The 16,938-nt window shown below is 71.1% G+C and carries 15 protein-coding genes; 6 read left to right on the top strand and 9 right to left on the bottom strand.

Going from position 1 to position 16,938, the window contains the following annotated elements; translation table 11 throughout:
* Positions 1-3 precede the first annotated feature (3 nt).
* Positions 4-204 (bottom strand): hypothetical protein, encoded by a 201-nt coding sequence (locus tag MD221_RS16150; RefSeq protein ID WP_242112994.1) that lies wholly within the window; start codon positions 202-204, stop codon positions 4-6.
* A gap of 211 nt (positions 205-415) precedes the next feature.
* Positions 416-1,015, bottom strand: coding sequence for a hypothetical protein (locus MD221_RS16145; protein ID WP_242112993.1), 600 nt, complete (start codon positions 1,013-1,015; stop codon positions 416-418).
* Positions 1,016-1,097: 82 nt separating this feature from the next.
* Here MD221_RS16145 and ubiH point away from each other — a divergent pair, with 82 nt between their 5' ends.
* A complete protein-coding gene (gene ubiH / locus MD221_RS16140) occupies positions 1,098-2,306 on the top strand; it encodes a 2-octaprenyl-6-methoxyphenyl hydroxylase (RefSeq protein WP_242112992.1) in 1,209 nt (402 codons plus the stop codon).
* Positions 2,303-3,529: a UbiH/UbiF family hydroxylase gene (locus MD221_RS16135; RefSeq protein WP_277928925.1), complete on the top strand. Its 1,227-nt coding sequence runs from the start codon at positions 2,303-2,305 to the stop codon at positions 3,527-3,529. Before ubiH ends, MD221_RS16135 begins: the two co-directional genes overlap by 4 nt.
* A gap of 66 nt (positions 3,530-3,595) precedes the next feature.
* On the opposite strand, the gene MD221_RS16130 is transcribed toward MD221_RS16135, so the two are convergent.
* Positions 3,596-4,045: an EF-hand domain-containing protein gene (locus tag MD221_RS16130; RefSeq protein ID WP_242112991.1), complete on the bottom strand. Its 450-nt coding sequence runs from the start codon at positions 4,043-4,045 to the stop codon at positions 3,596-3,598.
* A gap of 264 nt (positions 4,046-4,309) precedes the next feature.
* On the opposite strand from MD221_RS16130, the gene MD221_RS16125 reads away from it, so the two are divergent.
* Entirely contained in the window at positions 4,310-4,648 is a 339-nt protein-coding gene (locus MD221_RS16125; protein ID WP_242112988.1) for a hypothetical protein, read from the top strand.
* Positions 4,649-4,721: 73 nt separating this feature from the next.
* Here the strand turns inward: MD221_RS16125 and rlmM are convergent, their stop codons facing one another.
* The 3 genes from rlmM to MD221_RS16110 form a co-directional block, all read right to left on the bottom strand.
* Positions 4,722-5,795, bottom strand: a complete 1,074-nt coding sequence (rlmM, locus tag MD221_RS16120) for a 23S rRNA (cytidine(2498)-2'-O)-methyltransferase RlmM (protein WP_242112986.1) — start codon at positions 5,793-5,795, stop codon at positions 4,722-4,724.
* A gap of 8 nt (positions 5,796-5,803) precedes the next feature.
* Positions 5,804-6,379: a nucleoside deaminase gene (locus MD221_RS16115; protein WP_242113033.1), complete on the bottom strand. Its 576-nt coding sequence runs from the start codon at positions 6,377-6,379 to the stop codon at positions 5,804-5,806.
* Between the two features lie 385 nt (positions 6,380-6,764).
* Positions 6,765-8,546: a glutamine--tRNA ligase/YqeY domain fusion protein gene (locus tag MD221_RS16110; RefSeq protein WP_242112984.1), complete on the bottom strand. Its 1,782-nt coding sequence runs from the start codon at positions 8,544-8,546 to the stop codon at positions 6,765-6,767.
* A gap of 132 nt (positions 8,547-8,678) precedes the next feature.
* Here MD221_RS16110 and MD221_RS16105 point away from each other — a divergent pair, with 132 nt between their 5' ends.
* Both MD221_RS16105 and msrA read left to right on the top strand, forming a co-directional pair.
* Positions 8,679-9,605: a DMT family transporter gene (locus tag MD221_RS16105; protein WP_242112982.1), complete on the top strand. Its 927-nt coding sequence runs from the start codon at positions 8,679-8,681 to the stop codon at positions 9,603-9,605.
* 64 nt (positions 9,606-9,669) lie between these two features.
* Complete coding sequence (gene msrA / locus MD221_RS16100) at positions 9,670-10,320, top strand: peptide-methionine (S)-S-oxide reductase MsrA (RefSeq protein ID WP_242112981.1); 651 nt, start codon at positions 9,670-9,672, stop codon at positions 10,318-10,320.
* 166 nt (positions 10,321-10,486) lie between these two features.
* Here msrA and oxyR read toward each other — a convergent pair whose 3' ends face one another.
* From oxyR to ahpC, 3 genes are all read right to left on the bottom strand, one after another.
* Positions 10,487-11,407: a DNA-binding transcriptional regulator OxyR gene (oxyR, locus tag MD221_RS16095; RefSeq protein WP_242112980.1), complete on the bottom strand. Its 921-nt coding sequence runs from the start codon at positions 11,405-11,407 to the stop codon at positions 10,487-10,489.
* A gap of 25 nt (positions 11,408-11,432) precedes the next feature.
* On the bottom strand, positions 11,433-13,013 hold the full coding sequence (gene ahpF / locus MD221_RS16090) for an alkyl hydroperoxide reductase subunit F (protein ID WP_242112979.1): 1,581 nt from the start codon (positions 13,011-13,013) through the stop codon (positions 11,433-11,435).
* Between the two features lie 208 nt (positions 13,014-13,221).
* Positions 13,222-13,785 carry an alkyl hydroperoxide reductase subunit C gene (ahpC, locus tag MD221_RS16085; RefSeq protein WP_242112978.1) on the bottom strand — a complete coding sequence of 188 codons (564 nt, stop codon included), beginning with the start codon at positions 13,783-13,785 and terminating at the stop codon, positions 13,222-13,224.
* 213 nt (positions 13,786-13,998) lie between these two features.
* On the opposite strand from ahpC, the gene MD221_RS16080 reads away from it, so the two are divergent.
* On the top strand, positions 13,999-16,710 hold the full coding sequence (locus MD221_RS16080; protein ID WP_242112977.1) for a M1 family metallopeptidase: 2,712 nt from the start codon (positions 13,999-14,001) through the stop codon (positions 16,708-16,710).
* The last annotated feature ends 228 nt before the right edge of the window (positions 16,711-16,938 follow it).

Raw genomic sequence — 16,938 nt, 5'->3', positions numbered from 1 at the left:
GAATCAGGTCCGGTGTCCGAAGCACGACGACGCAGGCAGGGATGCCGGCGCGCAGGCGCCGGCAGGCGCCTGCGGGCATGCGACGAAAACGACGATTTTCGTCGCATGCGGAGCCGGGCGCACGGGACGTGCGCCCGGCGACATCAAGTCATGCCCGCCGTCGTCGCCGGTCTTGGTGTAGATCTTCGAGAGCCGGTTGCCCATGGAATCAGGTCCGGTGTCCGAAGCACGACGACGCAGGCAGGGATGCCGGCGCGCAGGCGCCGGCAGGCGCCTGCGGGCATGCGACGAAAACGACGATTTTCGTCGCATGCGGAGCCGGGCGCACGGGACGTGCGCCCGGCGACATCAAGTCATGCCCGCCGTCGTCGCCGGTCTTGGTGTAGATCTTCGAGAGCCGGTTGCCCACGCGCGATCAGCGTCGCGTGGTATCACGCGCCGTGGCGTGGGAGGCGGCGGCTATGCGCTCGCTGACCACCTGCGCCACCGCGGCGGCGCCGACGAAGGTCGCGGTGCCCTGCAGGTAGGGCAGCAGCCATTCGGTGTAGTTGCGCCACCAGCCGGCGAAGGTCGGGTCGGCGACGTTGCGGCTGATCCAGTAGAAGCTGCCCTGCGCCAGCAGGTGGCAGACCACCGTGGCCGCGACCACGCCCAGCGCCAGCCGGCCCAGCGCGCCGAGGCTGGCGCCGTGGTAGCCGCGGCGCAGCCAGGTGCCGCCCAGCCACATCGCCAGGTGCGCCGGGATCAGGAACCAGTAGGCCGCCGACATGCAGTAGTGCTCCCAGAAGCCGATGCCCTGGCTGCTGATCACCATCCAGTCGATGGCCACCGCCAGTGCCATCAGCAGCGGGAAGGCCCAGCGCGCCCAGGCGCGCAGGTAGAAGCCGCCGATGAAGAAGACCGCCCAGGAGGCATCCGGCACCGGCGCGAAGTGCGACAGGTAGTGGGTCCGGGTCGCGCCCATCAGCAGCACGAGCAGCGACAGGACGATGGCGCGTTGCAGGTTGGTATTCATGGGGCGGCGAACTCCGGGCACGGCATGCTGGTCAGGCCGCCATTCTAGCGGATGGACCCGTCCGGGGCCTTATCATGTGGCGATGAAGGCAGATTACGACGTGGTCATCGTCGGCGGCGGCCTGGTCGGCGCCAGCCTGGCGATCGCCCTGGACCGCCTCGACCTGGACGTGGCCATGGTCGAGGCGACGCCGCCCGGCGCGCTGCCGGCCGTGTTCGACGAGCGCAACCTGAGTTTCGCCGAGGCCACCGTCAACGCGCTCTCGGCCCTGGGCGTGCTGGCCAGGCTGCGCATGCCCGGCGCGCCGATCCGTCGCATCCACGCCAGCCGCCGGGGGGATTTCGGCCGCGTCCGGCTCGAGGCCGCCGACTACGGCCGCGAGGCCTTCGGCCAGGTGGTGGTGGCGCGCGATTTCGGCGAAGCGCTGGAAGCCAGGCTGCTGGAACTCGCCCGCTTCACGCGGCTGCGTCCGGCGCGCTTCCTCGCCACCGAGATCGACGCGCAGGGGGCGCGGACCGTGCGCATCGCCGACGCCGCGGGCGAGCGCAGCCTGCGCGCGCGGCTGCTGGTCGCCGCCGACGGCACCCGCAGCGGCGTGCGCGCCGCGCTCGGCATCGCCGAGGACACGCACGACTATGCGCAGACCCTGCTGGTCGCGCGGCTGCGCGCCGAGCGGGCGCCCGACGGCACCGCCTACGAACGGCTCGGCCGCGACGGCCCGACCGCGCTGCTGCCGCGCGCCGACCGCCACTACGGCCTGGTGCACGGCGTGGCCCGCGAGGAGGCCGAGGCGGTGCGCGCGCTGTCCGACGAGGCCTTCCTTGGCAGGGTGCAGCAGGCCTTCGGCTGGCGCGCGGGGCGTTTGCTGTCGGTAGGCGCGCGCAGCGCCTACGAGGCGGTACGCGTGGTGGCGCCGCGCACGACCGCCGAGCGCGCCGTGCTGGTGGGCAACGCCGCGCAGACCCTGCACCCGATCGGCGCGCAGGGCTTCAATCTCGGCCTGCGCGATGCGCTGACGTTGGCGGAACTGATCGAGACCTCGCGCGGCGACCCGGGCGATGCGTCGTTGCTGGCGGCCCATGCCCGGCGCCGGCAGGCGGACCGCGAGCGTACCCTGGCGATGACCGACGGACTGGCCAGGCTGAGCGCCAACCAGGCGCCGCTGCTGCGACCGCTGCGCAGCCTGGGCATGCTGGCGCTGGACCGCGCGCCCTCGGCGCAGGCGCTGCTGGTGGGCGGGGCGATGGGTTATCGCGGCGACGTGCCGGCGTTGTGCAGGAGCCGGACGTGACGCGCGCAGCGGCAGGACGGACGGCAGGACGGCGATCGCGCGGCGCGCGCGCCGACGTGGCGGTGGTGGGCGGCGGCGTGGTCGGCGCGGCCTGCGCCTTGGCGCTCGCCAGGCTCGACCTGGACGTGACGCTGGTGGACGCGGCGGCGCCGTCGCCGTGGTCGGCGGCCGTGCCGGACCTGCGCGTGTACGCCTTCGCGCCGGACAACGCGGCCCTGCTCGAGACGCTGGGCGTGTGGGCGCGGGTGCGCGAGGAACGCCTGCAACCCTATCGGCACATGCGGGTCTGGGATGCGGCCGGCGGCGGGGAGCTGCATTTCGACGCGGACGCCCTCGGACGGCGCGAGCTTGGCTGGATCGTCGAGCACGGTCTCCTGGTGGATCGCTTGTGGGCCGCGCTGCCGCAGGCGGGCGTGGACGTGCGCGCGCCGCTGCGGGTCGAGGGCCTGGAGCAGGATGCCGAGGGCGCGCGGCTGCGCTTCGACGACGGCAGCCGGCTCGAGGCGCGGCTGGCGATCGCCGCGGACGGCGCGGATTCGGCGCTGCGCGCGCTGAGCGGCGCCGAAGTCGCCGCGCACGACTATGCGCAGCGCGGCGTGGTGGCGTTCGTGGAGACCGAGCGGCCGCACGAGGAGACGGCATGGCAGCGGTTCCTGCCGGACGGGCCGCTGGCCTTCCTGCCGTTCGCCGGCGGGCGCGCTTCCACGTGCAGCTCGATCGTGTGGACGCTGCCGCAGGCGCGGGCGGCGGAAGTGCTGGCGCTCGACGACGAGGCGTTCTCGCACGCGCTCACCCGCGCCTTCGATGCGCGCCTGGGACAGGCGCGGCCGCTGTCGCGCCGCGTCGCCTTCCCGCTGCGCCGGCAACTGACCGACCGCTACCAGCTCGGACGCGTGCTGGTGATGGGCGATGCGGCGCACGTGGTGCACCCGCTGGCCGGGCAGGGCGTCAACCTCGGCCTGCGCGACGTCGCCGCGTTGCGCGAGACGATCGCGGCCGCCCTCGCGCGCGGCGCCGACTGGTCCTCGCCATCGCGCCTCGCGCGCTGGGCGCGCACGCGCAAGAGCGAGAACGCGGTCGCCGCGTGGTCGTTCGACGGCATCAATCGCGTCTTCTCCAGCGACGGCCTGCGCCGCACGCTGCTGCGCGGCGCCCTGCTGGGCCTGGCCGGGAAACTGCCGCCGGTGACGGCGGCCCTGTGGCGCCGCGCCGCGGGATCCTGACGCCGCCGTTCTCCGCCGGGTGACGCGGCACGCGCCCGCTCCGCGCGGGAGCGGGCGGGCGGGGCATCACATGATCCAGCCGGCCAGCGCCTGCTTGTCGAGGCAGCCCTTGTGCTTCTCGTCCACGGCGCGGAATTCCGCCGTGAGCGTCGCATTGGCCCTGGCCTCCGCGCGGCTGATGCAGCCGTCGTGATTCTTGTCGAGCGCGTCGAAATCGATCTTGTATTCGCCCACGACCGAGTCCGGCGGAATCGAATTCACGGTGACCTGTCCGGTGGCGGCGGGCGGCGCTTGCGGCGGCGGCTGAGGTGCCGCTTGCTGCGGCATCGGCGCCGTCTGCGGCTGCGTGGGTGCCATCGGCGCCGTCTGCGGCTGCGTGGACGGCATCGGCTCCTGCGTGGTCGTCGCGTCCTGGGCGATCGCCGAACCCGCGCAAGTCGCCAACAGCGCCAATGCCAGGATGCGTTGCTTGAAGATGTTCATGGACATGCCCTTGCTGAGGAGGACACCACGCATCGTGGGCGCGCCATCATCAAGCGGAGGTAAATTCATGAATGCGTTGGTGATAACGCTCATCGCATGTTCACGATGGTGATCGGCCGCTGAGCGCCTGGCGAAGGCGGACGCCGCCCTCGAGGCCGTCGAAGGGCCGGCGGGCGCGCGGGATGAGCCGGTCCCGCCGTCGATTCCGAGTATGTCGGGAGATCGCACCGCGATCAGGCGAGCGCGGGCGATGCATCCGGCGCCGTCCTTCCACCCACCTGGCGCAAGGAACGAACCATGCTGAACATCAGAACGGGCACGGCGGCACTGGCCTTGGCACTGTCGATGATCGGAGCCTCGACGGCGGCCGAGGCCGCGGTCACCCAGCACATCCGCTACGCGTCCTATAGCGGGATATCGGCGACGAGCACCTACTATGCATGGTGCATGCCGGGCGAAATCGCGAGCGGCGGCGGATTCAACAACAACTACAACCCCAACCAGTACATCAACGGCTCCTATCCGGCCACGAACGGCGCGATCCAGGGCTGGGCGATCCGCTCCACCAACAACTGGACGGGCGGTCAGGTGCCGAGCGTGAACATCACGGTTTACGCGGTCTGCCTCAGCCAGTAGGCCGATCCGATTCGGCGGGCAGCAGCATCGCCGCCATGATGGCGGCGATGCCGCGATCGTCTTCGCGCGCGGCTCAAGCCACGGTCGCGTGGACCGTGATCTCTTCGCGGTCGTGATAGAGCTGGCGCGCACGGACGCGCAACGGCTTTTCCGCCTGCGCGGCGAACAGGTCCAGGCACAGCCGCGTCTCGTCCCAGCGTTTTTTCATCGGCAGCTTGAGATTGAAGATCGCGTGCCGGCACCAGCCCTCGCGGAACCAGGTCGCCATGCGCTCGGCGACGCGGCGCGGCTGTTCCACCATGTCGCAGACCATCCAGTCCAGCGGCGCCGGCGGCTGCCAGTGGAAGCCGTCGGCGCGCAGGTGCTCGACCAGCCCGGTGTCGAGCACGTGCTGGCGCAGCGGCCCGTTGTCGATCGCGCTCACGCGCAGGCCGTGGCGGGTCAGTACCCAGGTCCAGCCGCCGGGCGCCGCGCCGAGGTCGGCGGCGCGCATGCCGGGGCGCAATGCCGACGCGCTTTCGGAGCCCTCGCCGCGCGTGCCGCGCGGTTCGGCGTCGAGCAGGGTGAGCAGGGCTTCCTCGAGCTTGAGCGCCGAGCGCGAGGGCGCGTCCGCGTGCAGGCGCAGGCGCGGGATGCCGAGCGGCCAGTCGCTGCTGTCGGCGGGATCGGCCAGCGCCAGGAAGGCATGGTCGCCGGCGGTGAAGCACACGTGCAGGCGCGGCAGGGCCGGGTCGTCGGTCGCGCTCAGGCGCCCGGCCTTGCGCAGCGCCGGGCGCAGCGCGTTGCCGAAGGCGCGCGCCAGCCCGGAGAGCGGCTTGGCGTCGTCGCTGTCCGGATGCTCCACCTGCAGGGCGCCGAAGCGCGCGGGCGCGGGCGGCAGCGCGTGCAGCAGCGGGGTGATGCGGTCGCGCGGATCGAGCGCGCGCAATTCGGCGAGCAGCCGCAGTTTCTGCCGCGCGAAGATCAGCCCGCGCCAGGGCAGCGCCCGCGACAGCGCCTCGGCGTCGTCCGAGAGGAAGCAGGCGTATCCGCTGTTGCGTTCGGCGCGCGCGTAGCCGGCGATGCCGGCCTCGGCGGCGCGCCCGGTCAGTTCGGCGGCCAGCTCCGGTTCGAAGCCGGCGCGGCAATAGCACAGGAGCCCGCTCAAGGGATGGCTCAGTACCTGGCGCCGCCGAGCGTGCCGTAGTCGCGCAGCACGGCGCAGGCGTTGTCGCGGGCGATGTCGCGCACCACTTCGATGCCGCGCCTGTTCAGCTCGCCGACCCAGTCGGCCGGCAGCGGGCCCTCGTCGAACTCGGTGAGGGCGGTCACGTCCTCGGCGCGCGCGCCGATCAGCAGGCGGTCGACGCCGGCCCAGACGGTGGCGCCGTAGCACTGGCAGCAGGGCTGCGAGGACGTGGCCAGGGTGTAGCGGCCGTCCTGCTCGCCCGCCTCGTTGCGATTCAGGCGCGCGCGCTGCAAGCGCTGCTGCGCCAGCATGTAGGCCATGTTCTCGGCGTGGGCGAGCGAGGTGTGCTGCGGCAGCACCACGTTGACGCCGGCGGCGACGATGCGCTCGTCCGGGCCGAACACCGCGGCGCCGAACGGGCCGCCGGTGCCGGCGTCGATGTTGCGCCGCGAGAGCTCGATGGCGAGCGCGACCTTGTCCTGGTCGGTGGGGTAGGCGCGTCCGGCGTCGACCGCATCCTGGACCCAGACCGGCAGCGTGAGGTGGACTTGTGCGTACAGCATCATGGGACAGGCTCCTTGGATTCTGGCAACAGGCGTCGCGCCGGCGGCCCTGGATTTCGCGCAACCGCAAGCGTCCCTGCGGTTTGCGCGCAACCGCCGGCGTCCGTGCGGTTGCGCGAATGCCGCGCATCGGGTCCGGTCGTGCCGCGTTTCGCATGGCGACCGCCGGCGGCGAAGGGAATCTTACCCGCGGCGCCGTTCGGACGCCGCGACGGACGTCCGTTCCGCGGCCGGATCCGGCCTGGCTTTAGCCCTTGGCGTTCCAGGTATCCCGCAATCCCACGCTGCGGTTGAAAACCGGCACATCGCTGCGGTGGTCCCGNACCCGCGGCGCCGTTCGGACGCCGCGACGGACGTCCGTTCCGCGGCCGGATCCGGCCTGGCTTTAGCCCTTGGCGTTCCAGGTATCCCGCAATCCCACGCTGCGGTTGAAAACCGGCACATCGCTGCGGTGGTCCCGGCGGTCGGCGACAAAGTAACCCAGGCGCTCGAACTGGAACGCCGTCTCCGGCGCCGCCAGCGCCGCGGCCGGCTCGACGTAGCCGTGCACGCTGCGCTTGGATTCGGGATTGAGGTAGTCGCGGTAGGTCTTGCCGCCGCTCTCGTCGTCCGGATCGGGCACCGAGAACAGGCGGTCGTAGAGGCGGATCTCGGCGGGTACCGCATGCGCGGCGCTGAGCCAGTGGATGGTGCCCTTGACCTTGCGGTTGGCACCTTCCATGCCAGGGCGCGAGTCCGGATCGAGCGTGCAGCGCAGTTCCACGACCTGGCCGGACGCGTCCTTGACCACCTCGTCGCAGCGCACGATGCCGGCGCCGCGCAGGCGCACGTCGCCGCCGGGCACCAGGCGCTTGAAGCCCGGCGGCGGCACCTCGGCGAAGTCCTCGCGCTCGATCCACAGCTCGCGCGAGAACGGCAGCTCGCGCACGCCGGTCGCCTCGTTCTTGGGATGGTTGGGGAAGCGCAGCGTTTCGGCGTGGCCCTCGGGCAGGTTGGTCAGCACCAGCCTGAGCGGGTCGATCACCGCCATGCGGCGCTGCGCATTGGCGTCCAGGTCCTCGCGCAGGCAGCCTTCCAGCACCGAGAAGTCGATCACCGAGTTCTGCTTGCTGATGCCCACGCGGTCCACCAGCAGGCGCAGCGACGCCGGCGTGTAGCCGCGGCGGCGCAGGCCCTGCAGCGTGGGCATGCGCGGATCGTCCCAGCCGTCGACCAGGCCCTCGCCGACCAGCGCGACCAGCTTGCGCTTGCTCATCACCGTGTAGTTGATGTTCAGGCGCGAGAATTCGATCTGGCGCGGCTTGGCCGCTTCCAGCGGCAGGCCGCGCTCGAGCAGCGGCGCCAGCAGCTCCGGCGATCCCTTCAGGTCGACCTTGTCCACGCACCAGTCGTACAGCGGGCGGTGGTCCTCGAACTCCAGCGTGCACAGCGAATGCGTGATGCCCTCGATGGCGTCGCCCAGCGCGTGCGCGAAGTCGTACATCGGGTAGATCGGCCAGGCGTCGCCGGTGTTCTGGTGCGTCACCTTCTTGATGCGGTACAGCGCCGGGTCGCGCAGGTTGATGTTGCCGCTGGCCATGTCGATCTTGGCGCGCAGCGTGCGCGCGCCGTCGGCGAACTCGCCCGCGCGCATGCGCACCAACAGGTCGAGGTTCTCCTCTACCGAGCGATCGCGATAGGGCGAATTGCGGCCAGGTTCGGTCAGCGTGCCGCGGTATTCGCGCACCTGCTCGGCGCTGAGGTCGCAGACGAAAGCGTCGCCCTGGCGGACCAGCTTTTCGGCGGCGAGGTAGTACACCTCGAAATAGTCCGAAGCGTGGCGCAGGCTGGCCCAGTCGAAGCCGAGCCAATGCAGGTCGTCCTGGATCGCCTGCACGAACTCGGGATCCTCCTTGGCCGGATTGGTGTCGTCGAAGCGCAGGTTGCACACGCCGCCGAATTCCTCGGCGATGCCGAAGTCCAGGCACACGGCCTTGGCGTGGCCGATATGCAGGTAGCCGTTGGGCTCGGGCGGGAAGCGGGTGCGGATCGCCGCGTGCTTGCCGCTGGCCAGATCCTCGCGCACGATCTGGCGAATGAAGTCGTGCTTGACCGGCGCGGCATCTTGCACCGCCGGCGCGGCAGTGGCGGCGGCGGGATCGGCGGCGGGGCGGGGTGAGGGGCTCATTGCGGCGGGCACGTGGCGGGGGAAACCGCCAGTTTAGCCGACGCGGCGCGAACCGGCTTGCGCCATCGCCGCGGCCGCCGTGTTAGCTTGCCTGTCCGTGGCCCCCGCGCCCATCGCTGTTCCCCGTCCCCCATGCAAGCACCCCGGAAATCGGCCGAGTCCCGCGCGCTGACGTGGATGGCGGTCGGCGCGATCCTGATCGGCACCAATGCGCCGATGGTGCGCATCGCCGAAACCCCGCCGACCGTGTCGGCGTTCTGGCGGCTGCTGTTCGGCGGCGTGCTGGTGCTGCTGTACGCGCGCATCGCGCGGCAGTGGCAGCCGTTGCCGCGCCGCGCCTGGCTGTGGGCGCTGCTGCCCGGCGCGATCTTCGCCAGCGACCTGTGGCTCTGGCATCGCAGCATCCTGCTGATCGGCCCCGGGCTGTCGACGTTGCTGGCCAACGCGCAGGTGTTCTTCATGGCGCTGGCGGGCGTGCTGCTGTTCGGTGAACGGCTCGGTCCGCGTTTCCTGCTGGGGATCGCGCTGTCGTTCTTCGGCCTGTGGCTGATGCTGGGCGGGAACTGGGCGACGTTGCCGCCGGAATACCGCTGGGGCGTGTGGATGGGGCTGGCGACGGGCCTGTCCTATGCGATCTTCAACGTCGGGCTCAAGCGCACGCAGCAGGTGGCGCAAACCGACCCGCGGCGGCCGGCGCCGGTGGCGCAGGTCCTGGGCGTCGTCTCGCTGATCGGGGCGGCGGCGCTGGGGCTGGCCGGGGCGGCGGAAGGGGCCTCGTTCGCGATCCCCACCTGGTCGTCGCTGCTGGTGCTGCTGGCGCTGGCGGCCGTCGGCCACTGCCTGAGCTGGGTGCTGATCTCCAAGGCGATGGCCCACCTGCGCGTGGCCGTGGTCGGATTGATGCTGTTACTGCAGCCGATCGTGGCCTTCCTGCTCGATGTCGGCCTGTTCGGCCGGGCGACCTCGCCGCGCGAATGGCTGGGGCTGGCGTTCACCCTGGCGGGCATCTTCCTGGCCAGCCTGAAGGGCCGCACGCGCCTGTCCGAGCCTCCGGCCTAGCGCCGGCGCTTGAATCCGCCGCGCCCAGCCGCAGATCGTAGGCATCCCCCCGAGGAGCCGCCCCATGTTCGGAATCGGAGCCAACAAACAACGCCTGCCCGCTGCCGAGAAGGCGCTGCCCGGACGCGAAACCGAAATGCCGCTGCGCAACGTCCACCATGTGCACGGCCGCCCGCTGCGCGGCGAGTTCGCCGGTCTGCGGCGCGTGCAGTTCGGCATGGGCTGCTTCTGGGGCGCCGAGCGCAAGTTCTGGTCGATCCCCGGCGTGGAGACCACGGCGGTCGGCTACGCCGGCGGCTACACCCCCAACGCCGGCTACCGCGAGGTGTGCAGCGGCGAGACCGGCCACGCCGAGGTGGTGCTGGTGGTCTACGACGAGGCGAAAGTGTCCTTCGATGCGCTGCTGAAGGTGTTCTGGGAGAACCACGATCCGACCCAGGGCATGCGCCAAGGCAACGACGTCGGCACGCAGTACCGTTCGGCGATCTATTGCGAGACGCAGGCGCAATACGAGGCGGCGCTGGCCAGCCGCGAGGCCTACCAGCGCGGGCTGCGCGCGGCCGGCCACGGCGAGATCACCACCGAGATCGCGTTCCCGGCGCCGCCGTTCTACTACGCCGAGGAAGAGCACCAGCAGTACCTGTCGAAGAACCCGCGTGGCTATTGCGGGCTCGGCGGCACCGGCGTGAGCTGCCCGGTCGGGCTGGAGGCTTGAACCTCGCGCGCCGACGAGCGTCGGCGCGCGGTATTCCGCCGTCCCCGTATTCCGTCATTCCTGCCTTCGCAGGAATGACGGGGCGCCGTTTCGTGAGGGAAAAAAGCCGCGCATCCGCGCCATGGCCGAACGGCGCGTGCGAGCAGAACGCCGCACCTTTCGCCGGCTATCGCGCCGCCCGCGCCGGCGCTTCCAGCAGGTCCTTCGGCAGCGACCGGAAGATCTCCGCCAGCTGCCGCAGGAACGCGTCCATCGCCGAGCTCTTGCGCCAGACCATGGCGATCTCGCGGCTGGGATGGGAGTCGCGGAAGCCGAGCAGGTGGATGCTCTCCGAGCGCGCCACCGGCGGCTTGACCGCCAGCGTCGGCAGCAGGGTGACGCCGACGTTGGCCGCGACCATCTGCCGCAGCGTCTCCAGGCTGGTGGCGCGGAACTCGCTCTTTTCGCTGGCGCCGGACAGGTGGCACACGTCCAGCGCCTGGTCGCGCAGGCAGTGGCCGTCTTCGAGCAGCAGCAGGCGCTGGTCGGCCAGCTCCTTCAGGTCCAGCGCGTCGCGGCGCGCCAGCGGGTGCGATTCGGGCACCGCCAGCAGGAAGGGCTCCTCGAACAGGAATTCGGCGTGCAGCTGGTCCTCGTGCAGCGGCAGCGCGAGCAGCGCGGCGTCCAGGCGCCCGTCGCGCAGGCGCGTCAGCAGCACGTCGCTCTTCTCCTCCACCAGCAGCAGTTCCAGCTGCGGGAAGCGCGCGCGGATCATCGGCACCACGTGCGGCAGCAGGTAGGGGCCGAGCGTGGGGAAGATGCCCAGGCGCACGGTGCCGGCTTCCGGATCCTGGCTGCGCCGCGCCGCTTCGCGCATCTGCTCGACGTCGGCGACGATGCGCCGCGCCCGTTCGGCGACGTCGCGGCCGGCCGGCGTCAGCATCACCTTGCGCGGTGCGCGCTCCACCAGCGCCACGCCGAGTTCCTCCTCCAGCTTGCGGATCTGGGTCGACAGCGTCGGCTGGCTGACGAAGCTGGCCGAGGCCGCCTTGCCGAAATGCTTGTGATCGGCGAGGGCGACCAGGTACTTGAGATCGCGCAGGTTCATGGCCGCCCTCTGGTGTGGACCGCGCTTACGCGGCGATGCTGTCCGTTTCCGCCGGCGCGGTGGTGCGGATCAGGTGGTCGAAGGCGCTCAGCGCCGCCTTCGAGCCCTCGCCCATCGCGATCACGATCTGCTTGTACGGCGTGGTGGTGGCGTCGCCGGCCGCGAACACGCCGGGCAGCGAGGTGCGGCCGTGCGCGTCGACTTCGATCTCGCCGCGAGGCGACAGCGCCACCGTGCCCTTCAGCCATTCGGTGTTGGGCAGCAGGCCGATCTGCACGAACACGCCTTCCAGCTCCAGCCGGTGCGCATCGCCGCCGGCGCGGTCCTTGTAGACCAGGCCGGTGACGCGCTGGCCGTCGCCGAGCACTTCGGTGGTCTGACCCGAGGTGATCACGGTGACGTTGCCCAGGCTGTGCAGCTTGCGCTGCAGCACCTCGTCGGCGCGCAGCTTGGCGTCGAACTCGATCAGCGTGACGTGGCGGACGATGCCGGCCAGGTCGATCGCCGCCTCGACGCCGGAATTGCCGCCGCCGATCACCGCCACGCGCTTGCCCTTGAACAGCGGGCCGTCGCAGTGCGGGCAGTAGGCCACGCCCTTGTTGCGGTACTGCTCCTCGCCCGGCACGTTCATCTGCCGCCAGCGCGCGCCGGTGGAGAGGATCACCGTCCTGCCCTTGAGCGAGGCGCCGTTGGCGAGCTTCACCGTGGTGTAGTCCGGGCCCGGCAGCAGCGCCTCGGCGCGCTGCAGGTTCATGATGTCGACCTCGTACTGGCGCACGTGCTGCTCCAGCTGCGCCGCCATCTTCGGGCCCTCGGTCTCCGGCACCGAAATGAAGTTCTCGATGCCGAGCGTGTCGAGCACCTGGCCGCCGAAACGCTCGGCGGCGATGCCGGTGCGGATGCCCTTGCGCGCGGCGTACACCGCCGCCGCGGCGCCGGCCGGGCCGCCGCCCACGATCAGCACGTCGAACGGGGCGCGCGCGTCGATCCTGGCGGCCTCGCGCGCGGCGGCGCCGGTGTCGAGCTTGGCGAGGATCTCCTCCACGCCCATGCGGCCCTGGCCGAACACCTCGCCGTTGCGGTACACGGTCGGCACCGACATCACCTCGCGGCGTTCGACCTCGTCCTGGAACAGCGCGCCGTCGATGGTGACGTGGCGGATGTTCGGGTTGAGCACCGCCATCAGGTTCAGCGCCTGCACCACGTCCGGGCAGTTCTGGCAGGACAGCGAGATGTAGGTCTCGAACGCGTGCTCGCCTTCGAGCCGGCCGATCTGCTCGATCAGCTCGGCGCCGGCCTTGGACGGATGGCCGCCGACGTGCAGCAGCGCCAGCACCAGCGAGGTGAACTCGTGGCCGAGCGGAATGCCGGCGAAGCGGATGCCGAGATCTTCGCCGGGACGGGTGACCGCGAAGGAGGGCGTGCGCACGTCGCCGCCGCGGTGCTCGACCAGGGTGATCTTGTCCGACAGCAGCACGAGGTCGTCGAGCAGGGCCTGCATCTCCTGCGATTTCCCGCTGTCGTCGAGCGCGGCCGACAGCTGCACCGGACGCGTGATCTTTTCGAGGTAGGCCTTGAGCTGGACTTTCAGGTCGGCATCGAGCATGGGGGAATATCCAATGGGGCGGCATGCGCCGGCGATGCGGCGCCGCGAGGCGACAGGGAGGAGTGAAGAGGAGCGAGGGCGGACGCGGCGAGGGGAGGGGAACCGGCCCGCGTTCGCCCCTCTTCACTCGCCCCTGGGGGCGAGTCCGCGGCCGGCGAGGCGCCGGCCGCGGTGTTGCGCAATGCGTGTTGCGTGTTGCTTGCCGAACTCAGATCTTGCCGACCAGGTCCAGCGACGGCTTCAGGGTCTTCTCGCCCTGCTTCCACTTGGCCGGGCAGACCTCGCCCGGGTGCGAGGCGACGTACTGGGCGGCCTTGACCTTGCGCAGCAGCTCGCTGGCGTCTCGGCCGATGCCGTTGTCGTGGATCTCGCACAGCTTGATCTTGCCCTGCGGGTCGATCACGAAGGTGCCGCGCAGCGCCAGGCCTTCTTCTTCGATCAGCACGTCGAAGGCGCGGGCCAGCTTGGCGGTGGGGTCGCCGACCAGCGGGTAGTTCACCTTGCCGATCGCATCGGAGGTGTCGTGCCAGGCCTTGTGGGCGAAGTGGGTGTCGGTGGAGACGCCGTAGATCTCGACGTCGAGCTTCTTGAACTCGGCGTAGTGATCGGCCAGGTCCTCCAGCTCGGTCGGGCAGACGAAGGTGAAATCGGCGGGGTAGAACACGAAGACCGACCACTTGCCTTTCAGGGACGCTTCGGTCACTTCGACGAACTCGCCGTTGTGGTAGGCGGTGGCCTTGAAGGGCTGCACTTCAGTATTGATCAGGGACATGAGGTTCCTTTGAGGTGGGTGGAGGGGAGGGAGCGCCGGCCAAGCCGGGGATGCCCCTAGATTAGGCGCCGCCTATCGATATGTAAAATTGATAATGAAAATACTATCGATAGATAAAATCTATCGATATGATCGCAGCCGCCGTTGTCGGGCGGATGACGGGTCGGGTGCCGGGGCCTTGGCGGTTTCTTAAGGGGATCAAGGAGCCCGCCCATGCCCGCATTCCGTCCCGTCCTACTCCTCGCCCTCGTCCTGGCGCTGCCCGCCGGCCCGGCCGGGGCCGCCGACCCGGTCCCCACCGGCCCGTTGCCGCGCACGGTGGTGCCGACGCTGGTGCGGCTCGAGCTGAAGATCGATCCGCGCCAGGAGCGCTTCAGCGGCACGGTGCGGATCGAGGCGGAGGTGAAGCAGGCCACCGACACGATCTGGATGCATGGCCGCGACCTGACCATCGGCAAGACCGAGGCGGTGCTGGCCGACGGCACGCGGGTGGCGCTGCGGACGCAGCTCGCCGATGTCTCGGGCGTGCTCAAGATGCGCGCGGCGCGCGCGCTGCCGGCCGGCAGGGCCACGATCGAGATCGCCTACGACGCGCCGTACGGGCCGTTCATGGGCGCGTACCGCGTCAAGAGCGAAGGCCGCGACTATGTGGTCACGCAGATGGAACCCACCGGCGCCCGGCGCGCCTTCCCGGGCTTCGACGAACCGGGGTTCAAGCAGCCGTGGGAGGTCGCGCTGATCGTCCCGGAGGACGACGTCGCGGTGGCGAACGGAGCCGAAACGAACAGCGAACCGCTGGGCGACGGCTGGAAGAAGGTCAGTTTCCGCCGCACGGAGGCGCTGCCGAGCTATCTGATCGCGTTCGGCGTCGGTCCCTGGGACGTGGTGCAGGGGCCGGACGTTCCCGCCAGCGCGGTCCGCGCCGTGCCGCTGCCGCTGCGCGCGATCACGCCGAAGGGGCAGGGCGGGCGCGTGCGCGAGGCGCTGGCGCGGATGCCGCGCATCGTCGCGGCGCTGGAGGACTATTTCGGCACGCCGTACGCCTACGGCAAGCTCGACAGCCTCACCGGGCCGGACCTGGGCGGCATGGAGAACGCCGGGCTGATCGTCTACAGCGACCTGTACATGTTCGCCAACGCGGACTCGCCGGCCTCGCAGCAGAAGCGTTCGCACATGACCATCGCCCACGAGATCGCGCACCAGTGGGTCGGCAACCTGGTGACGATGCGCTGGTGGGACGACCTGTGGCTCAGCGAGGGCTTCGCCTCCTGGATGGGCGTCAAGCTCAACACCATGCTCGATCCGCAGTCGCACCTGGAGCGCTTCCTGCTCGACGGATCGCTGCAGACGATGGCCAACGACAGCCTGGCCGGCGCGCCCGCCATCCGCGCGCCGGTGCCCAGCGGCGACGAGGCCTTCGGTTCCTACACGAAGATCACCTACTACAAGGGCGCGGCGATCACCGGCATGCTGGAGCGCTATCTCGGCGAGGCGGCGCTGCGCGAGGGCATGCGCGCCTACCTGCGCGCCCATGCCGGCGGCAACGCCACCGGCGACGACTGGATCGAGGCCATGGTGGCGCACAGCGGCGAGCGCGCCGATGCGGTGCGGCGGATCCTGCGCGGCTTCACCGAGCAGCCGGGCGTGCCCCTGGTGCAGGTCGACGTGGACTGCGAGGGCGACAAGCCGGCGCTGCTGCTGCGCCAGAGCCGCTACCTGCCGATCGGCGTCGACGACCCGGCCGTCCGGCAATGGAGCATCCCGATGGTGGTGCGCTACGCCGACGGCGGCGAGGTGCGCGAGCAGTCGCTGCTGTTCGAAGGCGCCAAGGCGCGGCTGACGCTGGCGCAGGCGCGCACGTGTCCGGACTGGGTGATGCCCAATGCCTATGCCGCGGGCTATTACCGCTATGCGCTCGCGCCGCGCTGGCGGCAGGCGCTGTCCTCGGCGTTCGGCAGGCTGGACGCGCAGGAGCAGCGCAGCGATACCGACTCGCTGCTGGCCGCCTACGACGCCGGCCAGCTGAGCACGTCGGGGCTGCTGGCGACGTTGCCGCATCTCATGGACGCCACGGCCTCGGAGACGGTGACGGCGCCGCTCGACCGGTTCGAGTGGATCGACGCCAACCTGTTCGAGGATGGGGACGAGGACGCGCGCACGCGCTTGCGCCAGGAGATCGCCGCGCTGTACCGGCCGCGCCTGGACGCGCTGGGGGACGCGCCCGTTCCCGGCGAGGACCAGGCCGTGTCCGACCTGCGCATCCGCCTGCTCGGCTTCTACGCGAAGACGCTCGAGGACAAGGCGGTGCGCGCCGCGCTCGCGGCGCAGGGACGCGCGGTGCTCGGCGTCGACGGCGATGCCGGGCCGCGGCCGGACGCGGCGCCGGCGGATCTGCGCGAACTGGCCTTGCTCGTGGCGGTGCAGGACGGAGGCGTGGAAGCCTTCGACGTCGCGGAGCGCCGCTTGCGCGCGTCGCAGGACGCGACGCTGCGCACCCAGCTGGTCAAGGCGCTGGGCGGGGCCGGCGATCCGCGCCTGATGGCGCGCCGCCAGGCCCTGGCCCTGGAGCCGGGCGTCCTCAACGATCTGGAGTTCTTCGCGCTGTTGCGCAGGATGGCCGACGTGCGCGCGCAGCGAGAGCAGTTCCGCACCTGGATCGACCGCGACTTCGACGCGCTCGGCGGCAGGGTGGCCTTTGCAGGCGCCTACGTCGGGGCCCTGTACGCGACCGGCATGTGCAGCGGCGAGGAGGTGCGTCGATTCGAGACCGTGTTCGGCCCGCGCATGCGCAAGCTCGAGGAAGGGCTGCCCGTGCTGCAGCATGCGCTCGATGTCGCGCGCAGCTGCGCGACCCTGCGCGATGCACGGCGCGCGAAGGGGACGGCATCCATGCCCGAGGCGGCCGGCGCGCAGGGCGCGCCCTAACTAACGACACATGCCCGCGGCCGGGGCGCACCGCATGCTCGCGGCTCCTCATCGCCAAGACCTTCCATGCGCCCGCTTCGCAGCAAGACGTTTCCCGGCAAGACGCTCCAAGGCAATACGTTTCGCATCGGCATCCTGGCGGGCGCCCTGCTGGCCTGCGCCGGCATCGCCCACGCCGCCGATCCGGTGCCCAAGGGCCCGCTGCCGCGCACGGTGGTGCCCTCGCTG

The organism is Luteimonas aquatica (assembly GCF_022662575.1).
Taxonomy (GTDB): Bacteria; Pseudomonadota; Gammaproteobacteria; order Xanthomonadales; family Xanthomonadaceae; genus Luteimonas; species Luteimonas aquatica.
Note: the sequence above shows the minus strand (reverse complement) of the source record. Positions and strands in the feature narration are given on the sequence as shown.

What these genes read in the sequence shown, in the direction of transcription:
- MD221_RS16145 (WP_242112993.1), bottom strand. Translation starts at nt 1,015, where the DNA reads ATGAATACCAACCTGCAACGCGCCATCGTCCTGTCGCTGCTCGTGCTG.
- MD221_RS16110 (WP_242112984.1), bottom strand. Translation starts at nt 8,546, where the DNA reads ATGAGCCCCTCACCCCGCCCCGCCGCCGATCCCGCCGCCGCCACTGCC.
- MD221_RS16125 (WP_242112988.1), top strand. Translation starts at nt 4,310, where the DNA reads ATGCTGAACATCAGAACGGGCACGGCGGCACTGGCCTTGGCACTGTCG.
- MD221_RS16105 (WP_242112982.1), top strand. Translation starts at nt 8,679, where the DNA reads ATGCAAGCACCCCGGAAATCGGCCGAGTCCCGCGCGCTGACGTGGATG.
- MD221_RS16080 (WP_242112977.1), top strand. Translation starts at nt 13,999, where the DNA reads ATGCCCGCATTCCGTCCCGTCCTACTCCTCGCCCTCGTCCTGGCGCTG.
- MD221_RS16130 (WP_242112991.1), bottom strand. Translation starts at nt 4,045, where the DNA reads ATGCGTGGTGTCCTCCTCAGCAAGGGCATGTCCATGAACATCTTCAAG.
- msrA (WP_242112981.1), top strand. Translation starts at nt 9,670, where the DNA reads ATGTTCGGAATCGGAGCCAACAAACAACGCCTGCCCGCTGCCGAGAAG.
- ubiH (WP_242112992.1), top strand. Translation starts at nt 1,098, where the DNA reads ATGAAGGCAGATTACGACGTGGTCATCGTCGGCGGCGGCCTGGTCGGC.
- ahpC (WP_242112978.1), bottom strand. Translation starts at nt 13,785, where the DNA reads ATGTCCCTGATCAATACTGAAGTGCAGCCCTTCAAGGCCACCGCCTAC.
- MD221_RS16115 (WP_242113033.1), bottom strand. Translation starts at nt 6,379, where the DNA reads ATGCTGTACGCACAAGTCCACCTCACGCTGCCGGTCTGGGTCCAGGAT.
- MD221_RS16150 (WP_242112994.1), bottom strand. Translation starts at nt 204, where the DNA reads ATGGGCAACCGGCTCTCGAAGATCTACACCAAGACCGGCGACGACGGC.
- oxyR (WP_242112980.1), bottom strand. Translation starts at nt 11,407, where the DNA reads ATGAACCTGCGCGATCTCAAGTACCTGGTCGCCCTCGCCGATCACAAG.
- ahpF (WP_242112979.1), bottom strand. Translation starts at nt 13,013, where the DNA reads ATGCTCGATGCCGACCTGAAAGTCCAGCTCAAGGCCTACCTCGAAAAG.